Below are 20,190 nucleotides of genomic sequence, written 5' to 3' on the forward strand. Positions count from 1 at the left end.
CTGTTCATCGTTTTTTGTTTTTTTGTTCAACTGCAAATATACGATTTTTACAGCGACTTCCTTTATCTTTCACTTTTTATCCAACTGAACTGCGGATGAACCGGTTTTGAAGGATTCGTAACAATTGAAGCGCTCATGCATAATATAAACATCGTTCCGGCGTGTCGAGGTGTTTACGTTGTTATGAGGAATAGTGGCGTGGCTCCAGAGTTCTTGAAGGTTGGAACGGGAGGCTTTTTCAAGGGAAAGAATCCTAATGTAAGTATCGACATACTTAAAAGCAACTGGGTTGACGACACGTCAGTCTTGTATATCGGTAAAGCTGGAGGAACAGAAAGTTCGGCAACGTTGCGTAAACGCTTGGAGCAATACATGCGTTTCGGTAACGGTGAGGCAATAGGACATTGGGGTGGACGGTATATTTGGCAGCTTGCCGATGCAAACGAGCTGGTAGTTTGTTGGAAGGAAATCCTGGATGAAGAGCCTCTGAATGTAGAGAGTTCAATGATAAATAAATTTAAGGAGAAGCATGGGCTGAAGCGTCCGTTCGCTAATTTGCGGGATTGAAATCTTTGTTGAAGCAAGCATTTAGTGTTAGTTAATATACAAAGGGGCAGGATTTATACAATCCGCCTCTTTTATTTTTTGTTAAGTGATTTTGCGTTATCATTATAATTGATTACTTTTGCACGTTTTTCAATAGATAATGAATAAATAAAGGATAATATGAGAAGCAGAACAACAACATGGTTTGAGTGTAAGATTCGTTACGAAAAGACAATGGAAGACGGCACCCAGAAGAAGGTGACAGAACAGTATACAGTCGATGCGCTTAGCTTTACCGAGGCAGAGGCAAGCATAATTGAAGAAATGTCGGCATATATCAGTGGCGAGTTTGAGGTGCGTGACATCAAGAAAGCCGCATACGGAGAGGTGTTCTTTAGTGATTCACCGTCAGCAGACCGTTGGTATAAGACGAAACTGCAGTTTATTACCATCGATGATAAGACCGAGAAAGAGAAGCGTTCAACGGTGAACTATCTTGTACACGCAGGCTCTTTGCCCGAGGCGGTGAAAAGCATTGATGAAGTGATGGGCGGCACAATGATTGATTACGTGATAGCGAGCGTTGCCGAGACGCAGATTATGGACGTATTTGAGCATAATAAGACTCTGGGCAATAAAACTGAGGTAGACGACAGGCCAGAGTACGAACAGGAAGCAAGCGGAGAGGAGGCTAAGTGATGATAGACATCGATGTAGCCGCAAACCTGCGTTCCATAAGGGAAACGTTGCCTAATGATGTAAAACTTGTGGCTGTGAGCAAGTTTCATCCAGCAGAGTATGTAGAGGCTGCTTATGCCGCAGGTCAGCGTGTGTTCGGCGAGAGCCATGAACAGGAACTGAGTCGAAAGGCTGAGGTGTTGCCAAAGGACATCGAGTGGCATTTTATCGGACACTTGCAGACGAATAAGGTGAAGTACATTGCGCCGTATATAGCGATGGTTGACGCAGTGGATTCGATGAAGTTGTTGAAGGAAATCAACAAACAGGCAGCTAAATACGACCGGGTGATTGACGTGTTGCTTGAATTGCATATTGCTGAAGAAGCTACTAAATACGGTTTTACGCTTGATGCATGTCGTGAAATGTTGGCAGCCGGCGAATGGCGCGGTCTTGCCAACGTGAGGATATGCGGCCTGATGATGATGGCATCGAATGTTGACGATGAAGAACAAATACGTGACGAGTTCAACACTGCGGCGGCTTTCTTCGATGAGGTGAAGACGAACTATTTTGCCGATAATGACAGTTTCCGTGAACGTTCGTGGGGCATGAGCGGTGACTATATGGAGGCTGTGGAGTGTCGAAGCACTATGGTGCGTATCGGTACGGCTATATTTGGCCCGAGAGTGTATTAGTTATATGGAGTATTTTTTAGGATTCAAGGTATTTAATTGAGGATTATGAGTAAGGTTTTATTGGTTAACGGAAGTCCGAAGCAATACGGGTGTACAAACGCGGCATTGGATGTTGTTGCGGCAGAGTTGGCTAAATGCGGTATTGAGACAGAGATGTTTTGGTGTGGCAACAAGCCTATCATGGGATGTATTGGTTGTGGACGTTGTAGCGGAACAAAGCGTTGTTGGTATGACAAGGACACCGTGAACGCTTTTCTTGAGAAGGCCGAACGTGCAGATGGTTTTATTTTCGGTACGCCTATTCATTTTGCAGGCCCGTCTGGATTCATAAAGCCTTTTATGGACAGGGCTTTTTGTAGCAAGGCAGCCATGTATGCCAACAAGCCAGCGGCTACAGTTGTAAGTTGTCGCCGAGGTGGTGCTACGGCTGGTTTTGACGACATTAATAAGTATTATGGAATTAGTAATATGCCTACTGTGCCTTCTACTTATTGGAACCAAGTGCATGGAAATAAGCCAGAGGAAGTGTTGCAGGACGAAGAGGGAATGCAGACGATGAGGCGCTTGGGCCAGAACATGGCATGGTTGCTTAAATGTATTGAAGCCGGAAAGAAGGCTGGCGTGGCTCTGCCGAAGGTGGAGCCAACAATCCGAACTAATTTTATAAGGTGATGGAAATATTCCGGGTATGCTTGGGTGAATTTGTGGTGTGGCCGTTGTTCATTTGGGTATACCCGTTTTCATATTATTTCATTTGAAGTAGTATTGCCCTTTGTTGCGGGTCATTATTCCGAACTCAATGGCATGTGTCGGGCAATGGTGATAACAGGCAAAACATGTAAGGCACGTGTTGTTGTGCTTCCATTGAGGCATGTTGTCATTGTTGGGCACTATGTTATTTACAGGGCATACTGCGGCACAAGTTTTGCAGCCAATGCATTTATTGGCAACAACACGGAAGTGTTTATCGGTAATGAGGTATTTTGTGAAAAATCCTCCGAGTAACCGACTGTTGACCCGTGGCCACTGTCCAAGCGTGAGATATGTCATTCCGACTTTCCTTTCAGTGATGAACTGACCGTATATAGCCAAGTCTTTCGCAGCCTTGACCTTTTTGCGCTCCTCATTTTCTTTTGTATCAACGTCCATAAACGGTAAACCGACATATGATTCCGGCATTATTAGCGAGAATGCACTATCGAGTTTTATTCCATGTTGTGCCAAATCCTTTTTCAGTATATCCATAGTTTCTCCGATATCGTCGCCAGCTGTACACAGGGCATAACAATAATGATTGTTTGGATTGTCAATTCTTAGTTTATTGAGGAATCTGCGAAATGCTAATGGCGGACGCCAGCCATGCACAGGGAAACAAAAACCTATACGCTCGTTAGTGTTTGGTGTAAAATAAGCTGTTTCTTCTTTTACTTTTGTTATATCTATGAGTCGTTCTCCCGTCATCTGGCCGAGAATGGATGCAGCCCATTTTGTGTTGCCTGTACCGGATAAATAGAATATCATATTATTATATTTGTTTAAGACCCTGTGGTCGTATTGTTTGTTTCCAGTCCCCGTATCATATTCTTGAGTTGTGTAATACGCGCTTTAGAGTTTGCATCAGGATATGTCTTGTAGTATGCAAGTGCCGACTTGAAGTTATCAGCGGCAATGTCAGTTTTTCCTATAAGCATATAGCAGAAACCAAGTTTATAAAAAATGTTTGCTTTTTCGCTTTGTCTGCATGTCAGCAGTCCCATTTCGTAAACAGGTATGGCCAATCTGTATTCCTTTAGCTCAAAATGGCTTTCTGCTGCGGCATTATAGTAAATGCTTCTTTCCGCAGGCGCGTAAATAGTTAATGATGGTAACGCATTGTCAAGGTACTTGCATGCCTGTTCATAATCCCACTCATAATAATAGCAAAGTCCGATGTATGCTTTAAAACGTGGGTTAAGTTTATATCTTTTGTCAAGCTTGAGAAACATAATCAATGCTTCATGATATTTCCCTCCTGTAAAATAGTCTAAAGCAATTCCTAATTTACGAGTATCAGGCATTGTGTCGTACTGTACCGTGTTAGCCGATGTTTGTATTACGGCAGATAACAGAAATATGATTATGTAATGTCTCACTTTGTATAAAAGTCGATTAAAAGTTGCAGTGCATTTTGGCAAACCGGACAGAATTCAGGAGTCTCGTTAGTGCGCATTCTACAATCCTGTGTTCCACGATACACACCTTTTAAACTATATCCTGCCCCCTCGAACAATCCGACTTTTGTCTTTATGATTTCGGGATTTGAACTGTCAGGTGTAGGAATTGGAGTGCCGGGTGATATCATGCTTTCCCATTTTCCGTGAAAGTCCTTAAGGGTTGTTATGTTTGGTTCCCATGGTTCGACATCATGGGGATACATTGGTATTTGTTCAAAATCGTAGGCGTATTCATCCGCAAGCCCCCCAAAACTGTGTCCGAACTCATGTACTACCACTGGTTTGAACATGGGATGGTGAGTCATGGATAGGACATATGAATTAAGTATACCGCCACCTCCATATTGAGCTGTATTAACCAGTATTATTATGTGCTCATATGGTGTTCCGGCAAGCTTGTTGTGTAAGGTTGCGAGGTTAAGTGTGGTTAAATACCTGTCACTATAGAATGTATCGAAGTGAGAACCAAGAATAGTCTCTTTCCATATTCCTTTTGACGGTTCGCTGGTTCCGCTTTCTATGGAGGTTGATTTTACGGCAATTACATTGAAACGGTCTCTTGACGACTTAAACGGCTCGTGAGCAAAAATAGCATCCATAGCCTCTTTCGCGTCGTTTATGTATGTATCCATTTCATTTATAGTGTAACCTTCTGCCACAAAGGCGACGTGTATGCACCTTGATGAATCTTGTGCTTGTTGTAATGTAACATAAGGCGTAATGTTACGTTCGCCTGTTTTTTTTATTAAAATATCCGTCGGTACGACTGTATGGGTATATGAGGTTATCGTTTCTCGCCTGTTATTGCGCAGTTCTACAGTTATGTCAACAGTGTCTTTAGGCATGGGGACAAGAAACACGTTCTCGAAAGAGTGGGCCGGTCCTGCAGCCTCGTCATAAGACAACCATTCCTGGAATAGTGTTGAAAATGAATTTTTGTAGATTGTCTTTTTTGAATTGTGTGTACGTACGGTAATTTGTCCATTGCCTTCTACTGGGATTTTGTCAAGATTCAGTCTTTTACCGAACCAGCGAGGCATTGTATAAAGATTTGATAAACTTATTTCCTGATGAGATTTGTTTCCGGAGAATATATAGTCAATGCGCAGGGTTCGGTCAAGGAAATATTTGTCGAATTCTTGAGCGTTAGCATAACTTGATATAGCTAATAAAAATGTAAAAAATAAGAGTCTGACCATTCTATTATGTTTTTAATTCTGTAGACATTTTTTATTTAAAGGGGCAATCTTTCATCATTGTAATGATATATGCACGGCTCCAATCATTATTGTGTAATATTTGCTCACCATATTTTAAAATATCAATGTCCATCTTTATAATGTTATTTGCCCTGGCTCTTTTCCGGTTGCCACATAGCCGCTCAATATGTTTCATTGCCTTGTTTATATATTCCAGTTTATGTGAAGTATGAGTGAAAACAAGGCAATTAAGGAACTTATCTGAGTCGATGCCAATAGGATTTGTCCACATTTGTTGGCTGAACACAATATCGTCACCAAACATTTCATGCAGTTTTGTACATGCCGCCGACATGCATTCTTTTTGGTCGGCATTGCTTCCCAATGACAATATCAGTTCTTTCTTTTCTGTCATTTTATCGGTTTTTGTTTAAAAACTCCTCAGCTTTTTGCAGATCTTCAGGGGTGTCTATACCTATTGTTTCAATTTCCGTTATACCAACTTTTATCTTGTAACCGTTTTGGAGCCATCTTAATTGTTCCAGACTTTCTGCTATTTCTAATGAGGACTGTTTTAATTGTGTTATTTCTGACAGAACATTCCTTCTATAGGCATACAATCCAATATGTTTAAGATAATTAAAACTATTTAGCCATTCTTGTTTTTCAACATTGCGGATATATGGTATGATGCTTCGACTAAAATACATTGCGAAGTTATTGTTGTCGCATACGATTTTAGGCGAATTGGGATTTTCAAGTTCGGCTATTGTATCGTTATTTGAGAACGGTCGCCCCAGCGTGGCTATCATTGTTTGCGAATCGTCAAAACATTCACATATAGTTTTTATTTGAGACTCATGAATGAAAGGCTCATCGCCTTGTATGTTTATTACTACATCAAATTTCTTCCCTGTTTTGTTTACAGCCTCTTCAACTCTGTCAGTACCGCTTTTATGATTTGGAGACGTCATGATGGCGTTGCCACCGAAAGATATAACAGTGTTGAAAATTTGTTCGCTGTCCGTAGCGACGTAAACGTAATCAAGAACTTTAGAAACTTGCCTATATACTCTTTCAATTACAGTTTTACCACCAAGTTTTGCCAAAGGTTTTCCTGGAAAACGTGTAGAGGCATATCTGGCAGGTATTATTCCTACGAAATTCATCTTTTTGTGGTTTTAATATTTTTACAAAGATACTAATATTTCTCAATAAACTCTGTAAGTCTATCGTTTTTTAATAAATATTTTTGCCGTGTGGCAGATTTTTATTACTTTTGGTGATAAATTTAAAAAGGATAATCGTGAAGAATAATATATTACTCGTTTTTATGGCGTTGATACTACCATTGTATGTAAATGCCCAAAAGATAACTTTAGGTTCATGCGAGACGAAAGACGGAGGAACATACCAGGGAGAGATGGTTGCCGGTAAACCTCATGGTAAAGGTAAGACTGTTTATAAGAACGGAGATACTTATGAAGGACATTATGTTAAAGGAAAGCGTCAAGGTTATGGGGTTTATACTTTTTCTGATGGTGAAAAATATGACGGAGAGTGGTTTCAGGACCAACAACATGGGCGTGGTACTTATTATTTTATGAACAACAATAAGTACGTAGGGCTGTGGTTCAGGGATTATCAGCAAGGTCATGGCGTAATGTATTATTATAATGGTGATATTTACGATGGCGAATGGCGGCAAGATAAACGTAATGGAAAAGGGAAATATACCTATAATAGCGGCGCTTATTATGATGGGGAATGGAAAGATGACAAGAAGAGCGGTAAAGGCTTTTTCGATTGGGCAGACGGTACGACTTATGATGGTATGTGGCTTGAGAATTTAAGGTCGGGTAAGGGTACAAACAAGTATGCAGATGGTGACGTTTATACCGGTGATTGGTTTGATGATGTCCAGAATGGCAAAGGCATATATAGATTCCAAAACGGAGACGTTTATGAAGGTGATTATTTAAGGGGTAAACGTACTGGTGAAGGTATATTTACATTTGCTAATGGTGATTGTTATACAGGGCATTTTATCGGTGGAGACAAAGATGGTCATGGTGTGTTGCAATGGAAAAATGGTGATATATATAATGGCTATTGGAAAAATGATAAACAGAATGGCCATGGCAAACTTACTAAAAAAAACGGTGACATTTATGAAGGCAATTTCAAAAACGGAACGTTTGATGGCGAAGTTATTGTACATTTCGCAGATGGTAGTAAGTTTAAGGGCATTTATGTTGACGGGAAGAGAAACGGCAAGGCTGTCGAGGTTGATAAGGACGGAAGACGCTTTGAAGGTTCATATAAGGATGACTTGCGGGACGGAAAGTTTATAGAAAAAGACCGTAACGGTAATATCGTTTCACAAGGAATGTATATTTTAGGAAACAGAGTTCAATAATCTTTTAAATTTAATTATTATGGTAATAGACACGCTTGAGAATTTGGACAAATACGTATCATTGAATCCTTTGTTCAAAGATGTTTTGGATTTTATTAAGTCTAATGACTTGAACTCTCTGGAGATTGGCAAACATGAAATAAAAGGTTCGGATCTGTTTGTCAATGTACAAGTTGCAAAAGGTAAGACAAAGGAGGTTGCGGTGTTAGAGACGCACAAGAAGATGATAGACATACAAATTCCTCTTAGTGCTGAAGAAACATATGGCTATACTCCTTTGTGCGATTTGCCAGATGCAGAATACAATAATGAAAAAGATATAACTAAGTACGAGGGCATGGCTGACACATACGTTACATGTAAACCTGGTGAGTTTGCCATATTTTTCCCGCAGGACGGACATGCTCCATGTATAGCTGGAGTACCAGAAATAAAGAAAGCTATATTTAAGGTGTTGGCATAAATGCTGTAATTAGATTATTCGTAATAAGAACAAAGTATTATGGTAACAAGAAAGTCAAAAACGGTAAAAACTAAAACTGAGGTGACGGCTAAACAGCCGGAACATATCGGTTTAGTGGCTGACGATGGATATCTTGCTCCTTATGAAGATGCAATAAGAGGCCGGCATGACCACGCCGTATGGAAACTGAACCAACTGACACGTAACGGTAAAGATACTTTAGAGGGCTTTGCGAGCGGATATGATTATTATGGATTGCATAAGCTGTCCCGTGGTTGGGTATTCAGAGAGTGGGCTCCTAATGCTACAGCGATATATCTGGTCGGAGATTTCAGCAATTGGGAAGAATCTGAAAAATATAAGGCTAAGCGAATAGAAGGAACCGGAAATTGGGAACTCAAGATATCAGAAAAGGGAATAAAGCACGGTGACCTTTATAAGATGCACGTGTATTGGGACGGTGGACATGGCGAGAGAATTCCTGCATGGGCTCAGAGAGTAGTGCAGGATGACAATACAAAAATATTCTCTGCGCAAGTCTGGAATCCTGAGAAACCTTATGTATGGAGGAAAAAGAAGTTTAAGCCGAATAAGAGCCCTCTGTTGATTTATGAATGCCACATAGGAATGGCACAGGATGCGGAAAAGGTCGGTACTTATACAGAGTTCAAGGACAATGTATTGCCAAGAATAATCGAAGATGGCTATAATTGCATACAGATAATGGCTATACAAGAACATCCGTATTATGGCTCGTTTGGATATCATGTAAGTAGTTTCTTTGCGCCTTCGAGCCGCTTTGGAACTCCTGAAGAGCTAAAAGCCCTTATTGATGAAGCCCATCGTAACGGTATTGCCGTCATAATGGATATAGTGCATAGCCACGCGGTAAAAAACGAGGTTGAAGGACTTGGTAACCTTGCCGGAGATCCGAACCAGTATTTTTATCCAGGTGACAGGCATGAACATCCTGCTTGGGACAGTTTATGCTTTGATTATGGCAAGGATGACGTTATCCATTTTCTGTTGAGTAATTGCAAATATTGGATGAAGGAATTTCATTTTGACGGATTCCGTTTTGACGGTGTTACCTCAATGCTATATTATAGTCATGGTTTGGGCGAGGCTTTCTGCAATTACGGCGACTATTTCAATGGACATGAGGATGATAACGCAATCTGTTACCTTACTCTAGCAAACAAACTTATACATGAAGTAAATCCTGACGCCATTACCATTGCCGAGGAGGTAAGTGGTATGCCTGGGCTTGCGGCCAAGTTTGAGGATGGCGGTTTTGGCTTCGACTATCGTATGGCAATGAACATTCCTGATTATTGGATAAAGACAATAAAGGAAAAGAGTGATGAGGATTGGAAGCCGAGCAGTATATTCTGGGAGGTGAAAAATCGCCGTCCGGACGAGAAAACCATAAGCTATTGTGAAAGTCATGACCAAGCTCTGGTGGGAGACAAGACGATAATCTTCAGGTTGATCGATGCGGACATGTATTGGCATTTTAAGAAAGGCGATGAGAACGAGACCGTTCATCGTGGTATAGCGTTACATAAGATGATACGCCTTGTTACCGCAGGTGCTATAAACGGAGGTTATCTTAACTTTATGGGTAATGAGTTTGGTCATCCGGAGTGGATAGACTTTCCGCGCGAAGGAAATGGCTGGAGTTATAAATACGCCCGCAGGCAATGGAACCTTGTAGACAATCATGACTTATGTTATCATTACCTTGGTGATTTTGACAAGGCGATGCTCAAGGTGATAAAGAGTGTGCGTAATTTCCAGAACACACCTGTGCAGGAAATATGGCATAATGACGGTGACCAGGTTTTGGCTTTTATGCGTGGTGATTTGGTATTCGTGTTTAATTTCAGTCCTACACGTTCGTTTACGGATTATGGTTTCCTCGTACCTACTGGGTCGTATGATGTCGTACTTAATACAGATTCAAAGGATTTCGGTGGCAATGGTTTTGCTGACGATACAATGACACATGTCACGAATTATGATCCGCTGTACGTTAAAGACCATAAAGAATGGCTAAAGCTTTATATTCCGGCACGTTCGGCAGTAGTATTAAAGAAGAATTGAAATGACGCGTAGCGCTGACTCAAACAATAGCACATTGCTGAATTCGGCATGTGCTATTGTTTTCATATTGTTTGTATTTGTATATTTGTATTTCTTTCAGGCAGACCTGCTTTTCATGATACAGCATGTTTTGTCTGGAGGAACCACTCATTATAACAGGATGATAGGTACCGTAGTTATAACGACGGTGCTGTATCTTGTCCATGTTGCGGCAAGAAAATTATATACATTCAGGGGTGGATTTTATGTCTTGACATTCTTTCCTTCTCTATTGTTGCTAACGGCGCTGACGGGTGTAAATCCAGAATTCGATAGTAATCCATTTTATTCTGTATGGTTATGGCTTGCTCCGTTATTGCTTGTCGTGTACGTAGCAATTTCGATGTATGCCCGATATAGTGGAAAAGACATGTCATATTCAGTGCCGCATTATACACTATTAGGTGAGTTGTGGCGGAATCTCTTACTTATGGCCGCAATGTTCATTTGTGTATGTCTTTGCGGTAACAGTGATAGATTGTTCCACTATCGTTTGCGTGTTGAAAGTCTCTTAAATTCAGGTAATTACGCCGAGGCAATAAAAGTTGGTGCAAAATCAGACGATACAGATGCGTCGCTTACGATGTTGCGTATATACGCTTTGTCCCGCCAGAGACAGTTGGGTGAACGACTGTTTGAATATCCTGTTGTTGGCGGATCATCGGCTTTATTGCCTAATTCGGACAGTGTCAGGTGTCTGTTCTATCCGGAGAGCAGGATTTTCAAGGCACTTAGCATACGCCGCAAAGGCCGTATGTCGCCTATGGAATATTTACTTTACATAGAAAATAATGGATTGGCGATGAAACCAGTTACGGATTATTTACTATGTGGTTTTCTTTTGGACAAGAATCTTGACGGATTCGTTAATGCAATCAGATACAAGTATAATTTAAGTTCGCCGTCATTGCCAAAGCATTACCGTGAGGCATTGACACTTTACACTCATTTAAGGGCAAATCCTGTATTAGTGTACCACAACGAGGTGCTTGATGCAGACTATGCTGATTTCCAGGAACTTGAACGTAAATATACCGATAAGCGTAAGCGTGAATCATACGTGCGTGATACTTACGGCGGCACATATTGGTTTTATTATTTCTACCATGATGAATAAGTGACTGCTGGATGGCGGCTGTTTTGCAACATAGTGTGGATAAGAGAAATAGGCTTGAAGTCAGTGCCTTATGAAAATATGTACTGTGTCAACACCTAATCTCGTACCGAGCCATTCAGACATTCTTTTCTGTTCGTCATCGGTTAACCTTGTTTGTTGTTCAATTCCAATTATTGCAACGACGTACCGTTTTAAAACCGTAGTATCAGCCGAGGCCTCGTTTGCCAATGCAAGACTTATATTCCTGGTCTTGGGAAATAACGCTTTGGTTTCTTTGGCGATGACAGGAGCCATTGCTTCATAGCGTGTGTATTCATTAAGAAGTTCTTGCAGGCGTGCCGTTTTCTGGGCTTCTTCGTGAAACATTGCAGCATAATTATCCGTTGATGTACGCATATTGGCTAATTTATTGTTTAAAAGCATTACGGAGTCTGATTCTGAACCCTGTATAACTTGCAGTCGGTATCGTCCGAGCTTGTAATCCGCCATAGATTGTTCAGCGTTCTTAATTGTATTCTCCGATAGCTCCCTTCCTACGGCAACTACACGTAAAGTCAGGCTGTCACTGTTCACGTCATAAGATATAATGCGTGTTCCGGTATTTTCCAGACGGTCATTTACGAATTTGCTTATGTTCGTCTTGAATATGCTTTCCCTGACAATGTTGTATGTCATGAACACAGCTGGTACCATGGTTGCCACCACAGCAATGATGATATAGCGTCTAACCTTTGTGTAGCGGTCGTTGTCGAGAAAGCTTTTTTGCTTGAACTTCATCATTCTTGTGCCTAAGTAGGTTGCAAGACTTATGAATACGGTGTTGATGAAAAACAGGTAAAATGCTCCAAGGAAATAGTAGAAATTTCCTGTAGCGATACCAAACCCGGCTGTACATAATGGTGGCATGAGAGCTGTAGCAATGGCCACACCAGGCAGTACATTGCCCTTGCCTTTTGTGGCTAAGGCTACGAATCCTGCTGCACCGCCGAACAGGGCAATAAGTACGTCGTAAAGAGTAGGGGAGGTTCGTGCCAAGAGTTCGGACTGGGCTTCGTCAAGTGGGGTAAGAAGGAAATATACTGTAGCCGTGATAACGCTTATAACCGTTGCCACGAGATAATTCTTAGCCGAACGTTTCAACAGCTCAAAGTCGTTTATTCCGACGGCTAACCCCATACCGATAATTGGTCCCATAAGTGGAGATATGAGCATGGCGCCAATGATTACGGCAGTGGAATTGACGTTAAGTCCTAATGAAGCAATGAATATGGCGAAAACAAGAACCCATAGGGTTGCGCCTTTGAATGATACTCCGGCGCTTATTCCGCGTATAGTTTCTTCTTCATTTTCCTTGTCGGGCATGGCGTTGAAATATTTTTTCAGAAACTCAACAACCATTGATTTTATCCCGTCAAACGTATCTTTGCTTGCGTTTCGATTTTCCATGGTATTCATTATTAAGCATTTATGCCATAATGTTTATTTCAACTGCAAATATAATGCTTTTTTATTATCTGATGTTGTTTAAGAGGCCAATAGTTATAGCGGTAAGGATGTATTTTAATAGCGATTGTCATCGCCCAAGTCTGTTCGTTCCGTCATCATCATCGGTAAAACTTCGCGAGAATTTATAGTGAAAATTGTGCATGCCTTGTCTCTCGTAGAATCTATGTGTACGTTCCCTAAGCTGGTTGCAGCATACCTCTATCTGCATGCAACCATGCCGTTTTGCCTCGTCACAAGCTGCGTCAAACAGAGTTTTGCCAATGCCTGTACTTCTGCACGAGCCGTCAACGACTAATTCCATGATTTCACATATCTTGCCTGCATGGTGTAATTGTTGCTCCATCCTAAGGTTTATACACCCCCGCACAGTCCCTTCTTTTTCGTATATCAGGCAAGTATATAAGTCTGATTTTAGTTGTAGGTTGTATATCTGCCTGAACTGTTCGTATGGTAGTTGCCGTGATTCCATGTCGCAGATAAGTGAATATACAGCTTCGCAATCATCCGCTTTGTTATGCCTGATTACCTCATTGCTTATTACACGCATATTAAAAATGTACTTTATATTTCAGGTTTTACTTTCTGCAAAGTTACACAAATATAGCAGAATAAGTCATGAACCACGTATATTTTATAATTTCTTGGATGTATGAATGTTATTCCGATGTAGCTGATTTTTTGTGCGTCCGTATAGTGTTAGTATGGTGTTAGTTGTCATCCTTATTTTATTGTTGCCATTTTATTTTGTGATTAACGGTCTTTTATTCTGTAAAAGATGACCTTTTAGCATGCTGTTTGCCGTCAAATGTGAAGCGAAAAGCCATCTTTTACATTTTGATAAAAGGTCTGTCAGCTGTAAGTTGTTGTTTTTAGGTAAAATTATGCGTTAGCGACTTAAAATAAATACGGTCAGGCTTGTTATTATAGAAAAACGGTCGGAAATCAAAAATGTTTCCGACCGTTCAAATTTTTTATACACTTTGTACTTTACTTAATAAGCGCTACTGACCGCTTGATAAATGCATCAAGAGCCGACCCTTTCAGCATGCCGTTCTGCAAGAGGGCAAGGTCTATGAGTTGGTGTACGATTTTGTTGTCCTTCGCATAATCGGATATTATTTGTTTTTTCTTGTCCCTTTGCTCGTTAAGTGCCTTTTCAGTATTGGCAAGGTCGTCTTTTTCTTCTTGTGTTATTTCCTCCGGTTTCTTCTTACTCTGGCTCTGGTGCAGGGCAGAGAGGCGTGCCTGCTGTCCCTTGATTTCGCTTATCACAGGTTTTAGTGCCTCGCCGCATTTTGCGTTCTCATCGTCAAGTATTCCCTTGATAAGTGCATGGTCGCTATTTAGAACCAGGCTGTAGCTGTCAGGCATTTGGGCATAAAAACTCATTCCGCTTTGATAACGGCTGATATCCTTCATTCGCCGCATATACTCGCTTTGGGTAATAATTACAGGTTGGGCATTTTCTCCGAGCGATTGTACTTCAACACTGAATTCCGCCTTTTCTATTTGTGGCATTTGAGAGCGGAAAGCAGATGACAGATTGTCAGTCTGGTCACTGTCAAGCTCGTTTTTCTTAATGTCTTCCTTTACGATAAGACGGTCGATGATGTCGCTGTCTACACGCATGAAACGGCTCTTCTCGAACTTCTGTTCGAACATTGATACTGTTGGTACGTCAAGCTGGCCGTCAAGAAGTAATACGCTATAGCCTTTGTCCTTGGCAGATTCTATGTATGAGTATTGATCTTCCTTATTGGTTGCGTAAAGATAAATCAGTTGCCCTTCCTTGTCGGTCTGGTTGTCCTTTATTAATGTCTTGTATTCGTCAAGAGTAAAATATTTACCGTCAACATCCTTGAACAGGGCGAAATCTTTTGCGCGGTCATAGAAGTCTTCTTGTGACAGCATGCCGTAGTTGATGAATAACTTTAGGTCGTCCCATTTCTCTTCATATTCTTTGCGGTTTTCCTTAAATATGCTATTCAGGCGGTCTGCAACCTTCTTTGTTATGTATGTGGCAATCTTCTTGACGTCTCTGTCGCTCTGTAGATAGCTTCTACTTACGTTCAGAGGGATATCAGGAGAGTCGATTACACCGTGCAGCAACGTTAGGAAGTCAGGTACAATACCTTCAACCTGGTCTGTTACGAACACTTGGTTGCAATAAAGCTGAATTTTGTTTCGTTGTAAGTCAATGTTGGATTTGATGCGCGGGAAATACAAGATACCTGTAAGGTTGAACGGATAGTCTACATTTAGATGAATCCAGAACAACGGGTCGTCCTGCATAGGATAAAGCTCGTGGTAGAATTTCTTGTAATCCTCGTCTTTCAGCGTACTTGGAGTTTTTGTCCATAATGGTTCTACGTCATTTATTACATTGTCTTCAGCTGTTTCAACCTGTTTCCCGTCTTTCCATTCAGTCTTTTTCCCGAACGCAATTTTTACGGGCATGAATTTACAGTATTTGTTCAACAATGACTGTATGCGGTCTTTTTCGAGAAATTCCTTGCAGTCATCCGAAATGTGAAGTATAATGTCAGAACCACGTTCAGCTTTCTCAGCCTCGTCTATTTCAAATGAAGGACTACCGTCACAGCTCCATTTTACGGCTTTTGCTCCATCCTTATAACTTCTGGTAATGATTTCGACTTTGTCGCTAACCATGAACGCGCTATAGAAACCGAGGCCGAAATGTCCTATTATGGCATTTGCATTATCCTTATATTTGTTTAGAAAATCGTTTACGCCCGAAAAAGCTATTTGGTTGATGTATTTGTCTATTTCTTCTTCGGTCATACCTATACCTCGGTCGCTTATTGTCAGTGTCTTGTTCTTTTCGTCGAGGTTTACATGTACGGTGAGGTCGCCAAGTTCGCCTTTAAATTCTCCTTTTTCCGCCAGGGTTTTCATTTTTTGTGTTGCGTCAACAGCGTTGCTAACCATTTCACGCAGGAAAATCTCATGGTCTGAATACAAGAATTTTTTAATTACGGGGAATATGTTTTCAGTAGTTACCCCTATATTACCTTTTTGCATAGTTGTATGTTTTTATATGTTTCTTTAATCTTAACATTTTATATCAAGCAAAATTCGTGCCATCATGATTGTTGTCGAGGTAAATCATTTGCGCCGCAAGGACGGCTTTTACGATTGCTTTTGGCGGTTCTAACGTATTGTTTGAACGGTTTTAACCGTATGAATTGAACGTAGTTCTTTATATATACTGTATATTTGTTGAATTTCGTTGTTTATGAATGATTAATATTTTTATCAAAAGGTTGTGTATTTGTCTTATCAAGGAAATTAATCACTGAAGGAATTTAACTTGTTGGAATAATTTCATATCTTTGCGATAGGTATTTAAAGTCAACTTTAGGCCATGAAAAAACTTGAGACAAAGTTTACTACAATCAGGAAATATTATATGGAGCATTACACCGAGTTACGTACCTATGTAATTGGTAAAGTGCGTAATCCGGAGGTTGCTGACGATATAGTTCAAAATGTGTTTACGAGGTTGTTGTCGCTTGATGGAATAATAACTGTAGAGACATTGTCCAACCTTGTTTATACCATAGTGCGCAATCTTATATGTGACCATTATAGGCATAAGAAGTTTGAAAATGAATATGCAGGTTATGTCTGTTCCTTGCCTTGTAGCGTACAATGGAATGTTACGCCGGAATGTGATGTTGCGGAGATAAAGGAAATCTTGGAATGTGGGATGGCAAGGCTAAACGAGAAACAGCGTATGATTTACCGCATGAACGTTTATGACGGACTTGCCGTTTCGGAAATATCAAAAACGCTAAATATGAATTATAAAAGTGTTGAAAACCGTTTAGGCTCTGCACGGAAGGAGATGAGGAAGTACATCATCAGGATGTTGGCCTGAATTATTGTTAGTTTTTACCTGAGAAGTTAATAATTGTACTGTTTCAAGATGAAACGTCCCTGCTATGTGTTGTGAAACATATGCAGGGACGTTATTATAAAATTTGTACCGCTCATCAATTGTCCTTAAATGATACGACCTGTGTAAGGTCAGGAGTTAGGTAGAAAGTGTGGCGGATAGTGTCTTCATTAAATCGGATTACAGCCTTTGTAAACATGTACACTTTCTGTGACTGGGTAGAGTTGTACTTAATGTTATTTTTAAAAGCTGTATTTTTCTTGGCATTTTCCCTCATCGCATTTACGGCACTATCTGTAACAAGCCTTGTGGAATCAATTTTGGTGAAACTTATCGAGTAATTGTTTTCCTTCAGGTTGACGTCAAGGAAGTCTTTTACAACTTCTTCCGCCTTGTGTTGTTTGCCACAGCCCGATAATGCGGCCATAACTATTACACAGACAATGATGGTTCTGAACGAATGATTCATTTGTCAATGATTATTGTCGGGAATATTCTTCATTATTTCCAAAAGATGATCCCATACCATTTGTACGGTAGGAATCAACAAGCGCTCGTCAGGTGAATGTACACCACGCAATGTCGGTCCCATTGACACCATGTCAAGATTGGGATATTTTTCGGAGAATAGTCCGCACTCAAGGCCTGCGTGAATGCCTATGACTTTAGGTTCCTTTCCAAACAGCTTCTTGTATGTTGCAACGACAATCTGTGTAAGTTCGCTGTCGGGATTCATTTTCCATGCAGGGTATTTGTCGCCTTGAGACACTTCTGCTCCGGCCAACTGGAATACAGCTTTAACGGTATTGCCCATATTTGTCAGATTACTCATTACATTTGAGCGCTGCGAGGCTACGATGGTTATTTCATTTTCAGTTGTTGTAATGCTTGCGACATTGCTTGATGTTTCAACCATCCATGCTAAAGCTTCATCCTGGCACATGGAGTAGGGGCCGTTGTCGATAGCTTGTAAAGCCAATATAAGGTTCTTGCTTATTGGGGTTGGCAGTATTGGTTCGGCGTCAGTGCTTTCCAAATTGAAACAGATATTGTTTTCTGTTACATGGAATTCGTCTTCTATTTCGTTTGCAAAAATGTTCAGGGCGATACGTATATCTTCTTTGACTTCTGAGGGTACAGCAAATACGACAATTCCGTCTCTTGGTATGGCGTTATGCATTCTTCCAGAATTGAAACCAGCAATACGGACATCGTATTTTTCGCTGATAATATACATGAAACGCGTAAGTAACTTGATGCCGTTAGCGAATTTTTTGTTTATGTCATCTCCGCTATGTCCTCCGTGCAAGCCTTTAAGAGACAATTTCAAGAAGAAATAACCCTCTGGAGCTTTTTCCTTTTCGAATTTGAATGTTGCTATAGTCGTCATTCCACCGGCGCAACTGATGAAGAACTGTCCTTCATCTTCACTATCAAGATTTATAAGTAAATTGCCTGTCATGAAGCCGGCTTTCATGCCGTGGGCACCTGTTAGTCCGGTTTCCTCGTCTCTTGTAAATACACACTCTATAGGGCCGTGTTCAATATTGTCCTCAGCGAGTATGGCAAGTTGTATGGCACATCCTATACCGTCATCGGCACCAAGTGTTGTGCCTTTTGCTTTCATCCATTCTCCGTCAATGTATGTCTCTATAGGGTCTTTTGTAAAATCAATGTCCACGTCTACAAGTTTGTCGCACACCATATCCATGTGACTTTGCAGTATCAGTGTTTGTTTGTTCTCACAGCCTTTTGACGCTGGTTTGCGTATTATGACGTTGCCTGTTTCGTCAACGTTGGTTTCAAGGTTGTTCTCTTTACCGAAATTCACAAGGAATTCAATCATCTTTTCCTCATGCTTTGATGGACGCGGTATTTTGTTTATTTTCGCGAACTGCTCAAAGACGCACTGTGGTTTTAAGTTATTTATATCCATATACTAATGAATTTAATATCATAATAGCCAAATAAAAAGGCTCATTTCATTCGCTTTTATTTTGCGTTTAAGACGATTTGCATTATCTTTGCATGCAAAAATAAGAAATTTGAAAGAATTTAAAGTCTTTCGCATGTTAATAATTGCTATATTGACGTTTCAGAACGGCATTATACCACAAACGAAGGATTGGTTCTTAATGAAAATACTTTACGTAAATAATAATTAAACAAATAACAATATAGTATGAAAAAAGTAATTTGTTCGGCTGCGGCAGTGGCTTTGTTGGCATTGGCTGTAACTTCATGCAATAAGCAAGCACCAAAGGTTGACGAAAAACCTGTATCAACATCTTCGGCAAGCTCAGACATGAAAATAGCTTATATAGAGGTTGACTCTATTATGACCCAGTATAAGTTCTGTAAGGAATATTCGCTTATACTTGAAAAGAAAAGTCAGAATATCCAAAACACGATTAACTCAAAAGGCCGCTCTTTGCAGAATGCAGTAGCTAAATTCCAGCAGGATATTCAAAATAATAAATATACTCAACAGCAGGCTGAGGCAGTTCAGGCTGGTCTGCAGAAACAGGATGCAGACTTGAGGGAATTGCAGCAGCGTTTGGGTAATGAGTTCCAGGCTGAGACGGATAAGTTTAATAAGGCATTGCGTGATAGTATACAACATTATCTTGCCGTTTACAATAAGGACAAGAAGTATTCTTTGATCTTAAGCAAGGCTGGTGACAATATACTTTATGCTGATAAAGCATACGATATAACTAATGAGGTTATTTCCGGATTAAACAAAGCTTATAAGTCCGTTCCTACTAAGAAAAAATAAGTAATTGAGGTTCAGGATATATCAGACTGAATTTTAAAAGGTGTCAAAAGGCTATTACAGGAAATGTATTTGCCTTTTGACACCTTTTTAATTAAAGCATTTAAGTATTAGTATGTGTATCTATTTTCAAATTCGTGGAGAGTGGCTTTCATTTCTTCATCTAATTTTGATAAGGCAAATTCATGAATGTTGTCAGGTATTTCCTTGTAGAATGCTGAGGCTATACCACCAGTGATTGCACCCATGGTATCGGCATCGCCGCCAAGGGATATAGTTTCACGTATTGCACTTTCATAATCATTACTGTCTATGAAGGCACAGATTGATTGAGGTACAGTCTCTTGACAGCTTATCTCAAAATGATAATGTAATCGAATATATACACATTGTCGGTTTAAATCGTAACCGAATGTATCGGTTATATATTTTTTCACTACTGTCCCGTAAAAGTGGATAAATAGTTCTTTGAAATTATTGAAACATAGTCAATTACACGGTTTTTTGAAAT

General features: G+C 40.3%; 21 protein-coding genes. 10 read left to right on the forward strand and 11 right to left on the reverse strand.

Annotated elements, in window-relative coordinates; all coding sequences use genetic code 11:
* Positions 1-135 precede the first annotated feature (135 nt).
* The 4 genes from H6A34_RS09185 (at position 136) to H6A34_RS09200 (ending at position 2,594) form a co-directional block, all read left to right on the forward strand.
* The gene (locus tag H6A34_RS09185) at positions 136-567 is read left to right on the forward strand and encodes a hypothetical protein (protein WP_239480825.1); all 432 of its coding nucleotides are present in this window, start codon (positions 136-138) and stop codon (positions 565-567) included.
* A 159-nt stretch (positions 568-726) separates the two neighbouring features.
* Positions 727-1,245, forward strand: coding sequence for a DUF4494 domain-containing protein (locus tag H6A34_RS09190; RefSeq protein WP_021948144.1), 519 nt, complete (start codon positions 727-729; stop codon positions 1,243-1,245).
* Positions 1,245-1,922 (forward strand): YggS family pyridoxal phosphate-dependent enzyme, encoded by a 678-nt coding sequence (locus H6A34_RS09195; RefSeq protein ID WP_021948143.1) that lies wholly within the window; start codon positions 1,245-1,247, stop codon positions 1,920-1,922. The genes H6A34_RS09190 and H6A34_RS09195 overlap by 1 nt, the downstream gene beginning before the upstream one ends.
* A 45-nt stretch (positions 1,923-1,967) precedes the next feature.
* Positions 1,968-2,594: a flavodoxin family protein gene (locus H6A34_RS09200; protein ID WP_205105081.1), complete on the forward strand. Its 627-nt coding sequence runs from the start codon at positions 1,968-1,970 to the stop codon at positions 2,592-2,594.
* 78 nt (positions 2,595-2,672) lie between these two features.
* Here the strand turns inward: H6A34_RS09200 and H6A34_RS09205 are convergent, their stop codons facing one another.
* The 5 genes from H6A34_RS09205 to kdsB all read right to left on the reverse strand — a co-directional run bounded on the left by H6A34_RS09205 (position 2,673) and on the right by kdsB (position 6,503).
* On the reverse strand, positions 2,673-3,443 hold the full coding sequence (locus tag H6A34_RS09205) for an EFR1 family ferrodoxin (RefSeq protein ID WP_205105082.1): 771 nt from the start codon (positions 3,441-3,443) through the stop codon (positions 2,673-2,675).
* 14 nt (positions 3,444-3,457) lie between these two features.
* Complete coding sequence (locus tag H6A34_RS09210; protein WP_205105083.1) at positions 3,458-3,979, reverse strand: tetratricopeptide repeat protein; 522 nt, start codon at positions 3,977-3,979, stop codon at positions 3,458-3,460.
* Positions 3,980-4,050: 71 nt separating this feature from the next.
* On the reverse strand, positions 4,051-5,334 hold the full coding sequence (locus H6A34_RS09215) for a M64 family metallopeptidase (protein WP_205105084.1): 1,284 nt from the start codon (positions 5,332-5,334) through the stop codon (positions 4,051-4,053).
* A 31-nt stretch (positions 5,335-5,365) separates the two neighbouring features.
* Positions 5,366-5,749, reverse strand: a complete 384-nt coding sequence (locus H6A34_RS09220) for a 2-amino-4-hydroxy-6-hydroxymethyldihydropteridine diphosphokinase (RefSeq protein WP_021948138.1) — start codon at positions 5,747-5,749, stop codon at positions 5,366-5,368.
* Between the two features lies 1 nt (position 5,750).
* Positions 5,751-6,503, reverse strand: coding sequence for a 3-deoxy-manno-octulosonate cytidylyltransferase (gene kdsB, locus H6A34_RS09225; RefSeq protein ID WP_205105085.1), 753 nt, complete (start codon positions 6,501-6,503; stop codon positions 5,751-5,753).
* A 164-nt stretch (positions 6,504-6,667) separates the two neighbouring features.
* On the opposite strand from kdsB, the gene H6A34_RS09230 reads away from it, so the two are divergent.
* From H6A34_RS09230 to H6A34_RS09245, 4 genes are all read left to right on the forward strand, one after another.
* Positions 6,668-7,753, forward strand: coding sequence for an MORN repeat-containing protein (locus tag H6A34_RS09230; RefSeq protein WP_205105100.1), 1,086 nt, complete (start codon positions 6,668-6,670; stop codon positions 7,751-7,753).
* A gap of 19 nt (positions 7,754-7,772) precedes the next feature.
* A complete protein-coding gene (locus tag H6A34_RS09235; RefSeq protein WP_205105086.1) occupies positions 7,773-8,216 on the forward strand; it encodes a NanQ anomerase/TabA/YiaL family protein in 444 nt (147 codons plus the stop codon).
* 39 nt (positions 8,217-8,255) lie between these two features.
* Complete coding sequence (locus tag H6A34_RS09240; protein WP_205105088.1) at positions 8,256-10,322, forward strand: alpha amylase C-terminal domain-containing protein; 2,067 nt, start codon at positions 8,256-8,258, stop codon at positions 10,320-10,322.
* A 115-nt stretch (positions 10,323-10,437) separates the two neighbouring features.
* Entirely contained in the window at positions 10,438-11,478 is a 1,041-nt protein-coding gene (locus H6A34_RS09245) for a DUF6057 family protein (RefSeq protein WP_205105090.1), read from the forward strand.
* Between the two features lie 60 nt (positions 11,479-11,538).
* On the opposite strand, the gene H6A34_RS09250 is transcribed toward H6A34_RS09245, so the two are convergent.
* From H6A34_RS09250 to htpG, 3 genes are all read right to left on the reverse strand, one after another.
* Complete coding sequence (locus H6A34_RS09250; RefSeq protein ID WP_420870835.1) at positions 11,539-12,924, reverse strand: TIGR00341 family protein; 1,386 nt, start codon at positions 12,922-12,924, stop codon at positions 11,539-11,541.
* Positions 12,925-13,051: 127 nt separating this feature from the next.
* Complete coding sequence (locus H6A34_RS09255) at positions 13,052-13,531, reverse strand: GNAT family N-acetyltransferase (protein ID WP_205105092.1); 480 nt, start codon at positions 13,529-13,531, stop codon at positions 13,052-13,054.
* Positions 13,532-13,971: 440 nt separating this feature from the next.
* On the reverse strand, positions 13,972-16,026 hold the full coding sequence (gene htpG, locus H6A34_RS09260) for a molecular chaperone HtpG (RefSeq protein ID WP_205105094.1): 2,055 nt from the start codon (positions 16,024-16,026) through the stop codon (positions 13,972-13,974).
* Positions 16,027-16,369: 343 nt separating this feature from the next.
* Here htpG and H6A34_RS09265 point away from each other — a divergent pair, with 343 nt between their 5' ends.
* Positions 16,370-16,885, forward strand: coding sequence for an RNA polymerase sigma factor (locus H6A34_RS09265; protein WP_021948128.1), 516 nt, complete (start codon positions 16,370-16,372; stop codon positions 16,883-16,885).
* A 115-nt stretch (positions 16,886-17,000) separates the two neighbouring features.
* On the opposite strand, the gene H6A34_RS09270 is transcribed toward H6A34_RS09265, so the two are convergent.
* Positions 17,001-17,372 carry a hypothetical protein gene (locus H6A34_RS09270; RefSeq protein WP_205105095.1) on the reverse strand — a complete coding sequence of 124 codons (372 nt, stop codon included), beginning with the start codon at positions 17,370-17,372 and terminating at the stop codon, positions 17,001-17,003.
* Positions 17,373-17,375: 3 nt separating this feature from the next.
* Complete coding sequence (locus H6A34_RS09275; protein WP_205105097.1) at positions 17,376-18,839, reverse strand: aminoacyl-histidine dipeptidase; 1,464 nt, start codon at positions 18,837-18,839, stop codon at positions 17,376-17,378.
* A 246-nt stretch (positions 18,840-19,085) separates the two neighbouring features.
* Here H6A34_RS09275 and H6A34_RS09280 point away from each other — a divergent pair, with 246 nt between their 5' ends.
* Positions 19,086-19,682, forward strand: a complete 597-nt coding sequence (locus tag H6A34_RS09280) for an OmpH/Skp family outer membrane protein (protein WP_205105098.1) — start codon at positions 19,086-19,088, stop codon at positions 19,680-19,682.
* A 107-nt stretch (positions 19,683-19,789) separates the two neighbouring features.
* On the opposite strand, the gene H6A34_RS15010 is transcribed toward H6A34_RS09280, so the two are convergent.
* Positions 19,790-20,116 carry an ADP-ribosylglycohydrolase family protein gene (locus H6A34_RS15010; RefSeq protein WP_338088650.1) on the reverse strand — a complete coding sequence of 109 codons (327 nt, stop codon included), beginning with the start codon at positions 20,114-20,116 and terminating at the stop codon, positions 19,790-19,792.
* Positions 20,117-20,190 lie beyond the last annotated feature (74 nt).

This window comes from Marseilla massiliensis, from assembly GCF_016899855.1.
GTDB lineage: Bacteria > Bacteroidota > Bacteroidia > Bacteroidales > Bacteroidaceae > Prevotella.

What these genes read in the sequence shown, in the direction of transcription:
- H6A34_RS09220 (WP_021948138.1), bottom strand. Translation starts at nt 5,749, where the DNA reads ATGACAGAAAAGAAAGAACTGATATTGTCATTGGGAAGCAATGCCGAC.
- H6A34_RS09215 (WP_205105084.1), bottom strand. Translation starts at nt 5,334, where the DNA reads ATGGTCAGACTCTTATTTTTTACATTTTTATTAGCTATATCAAGTTAT.
- H6A34_RS09210 (WP_205105083.1), bottom strand. Translation starts at nt 3,979, where the DNA reads ATGCCTGATACTCGTAAATTAGGAATTGCTTTAGACTATTTTACAGGA.
- H6A34_RS09190 (WP_021948144.1), top strand. Translation starts at nt 727, where the DNA reads ATGAGAAGCAGAACAACAACATGGTTTGAGTGTAAGATTCGTTACGAA.
- kdsB (WP_205105085.1), bottom strand. Translation starts at nt 6,503, where the DNA reads ATGAATTTCGTAGGAATAATACCTGCCAGATATGCCTCTACACGTTTT.
- H6A34_RS09275 (WP_205105097.1), bottom strand. Translation starts at nt 18,839, where the DNA reads ATGGATATAAATAACTTAAAACCACAGTGCGTCTTTGAGCAGTTCGCG.
- H6A34_RS09205 (WP_205105082.1), bottom strand. Translation starts at nt 3,443, where the DNA reads ATGATATTCTATTTATCCGGTACAGGCAACACAAAATGGGCTGCATCC.
- H6A34_RS09230 (WP_205105100.1), top strand. Translation starts at nt 6,668, where the DNA reads ATGGCGTTGATACTACCATTGTATGTAAATGCCCAAAAGATAACTTTA.
- htpG (WP_205105094.1), bottom strand. Translation starts at nt 16,026, where the DNA reads ATGCAAAAAGGTAATATAGGGGTAACTACTGAAAACATATTCCCCGTA.
- H6A34_RS09240 (WP_205105088.1), top strand. Translation starts at nt 8,256, where the DNA reads ATGGTAACAAGAAAGTCAAAAACGGTAAAAACTAAAACTGAGGTGACG.
- H6A34_RS09250 (WP_420870835.1), bottom strand. Translation starts at nt 12,924, where the DNA reads ATGGAAAATCGAAACGCAAGCAAAGATACGTTTGACGGGATAAAATCA.
- H6A34_RS09270 (WP_205105095.1), bottom strand. Translation starts at nt 17,372, where the DNA reads ATGAATCATTCGTTCAGAACCATCATTGTCTGTGTAATAGTTATGGCC.
- H6A34_RS09280 (WP_205105098.1), top strand. Translation starts at nt 19,086, where the DNA reads ATGAAAAAAGTAATTTGTTCGGCTGCGGCAGTGGCTTTGTTGGCATTG.
- H6A34_RS09200 (WP_205105081.1), top strand. Translation starts at nt 1,968, where the DNA reads ATGAGTAAGGTTTTATTGGTTAACGGAAGTCCGAAGCAATACGGGTGT.
- H6A34_RS09245 (WP_205105090.1), top strand. Translation starts at nt 10,438, where the DNA reads ATGATACAGCATGTTTTGTCTGGAGGAACCACTCATTATAACAGGATG.
- H6A34_RS09265 (WP_021948128.1), top strand. Translation starts at nt 16,370, where the DNA reads ATGAAAAAACTTGAGACAAAGTTTACTACAATCAGGAAATATTATATG.
- H6A34_RS09255 (WP_205105092.1), bottom strand. Translation starts at nt 13,531, where the DNA reads ATGCGTGTAATAAGCAATGAGGTAATCAGGCATAACAAAGCGGATGAT.
- H6A34_RS09195 (WP_021948143.1), top strand. Translation starts at nt 1,245, where the DNA reads ATGATAGACATCGATGTAGCCGCAAACCTGCGTTCCATAAGGGAAACG.
- H6A34_RS09235 (WP_205105086.1), top strand. Translation starts at nt 7,773, where the DNA reads ATGGTAATAGACACGCTTGAGAATTTGGACAAATACGTATCATTGAAT.
- H6A34_RS09185 (WP_239480825.1), top strand. Translation starts at nt 136, where the DNA reads ATGCATAATATAAACATCGTTCCGGCGTGTCGAGGTGTTTACGTTGTT.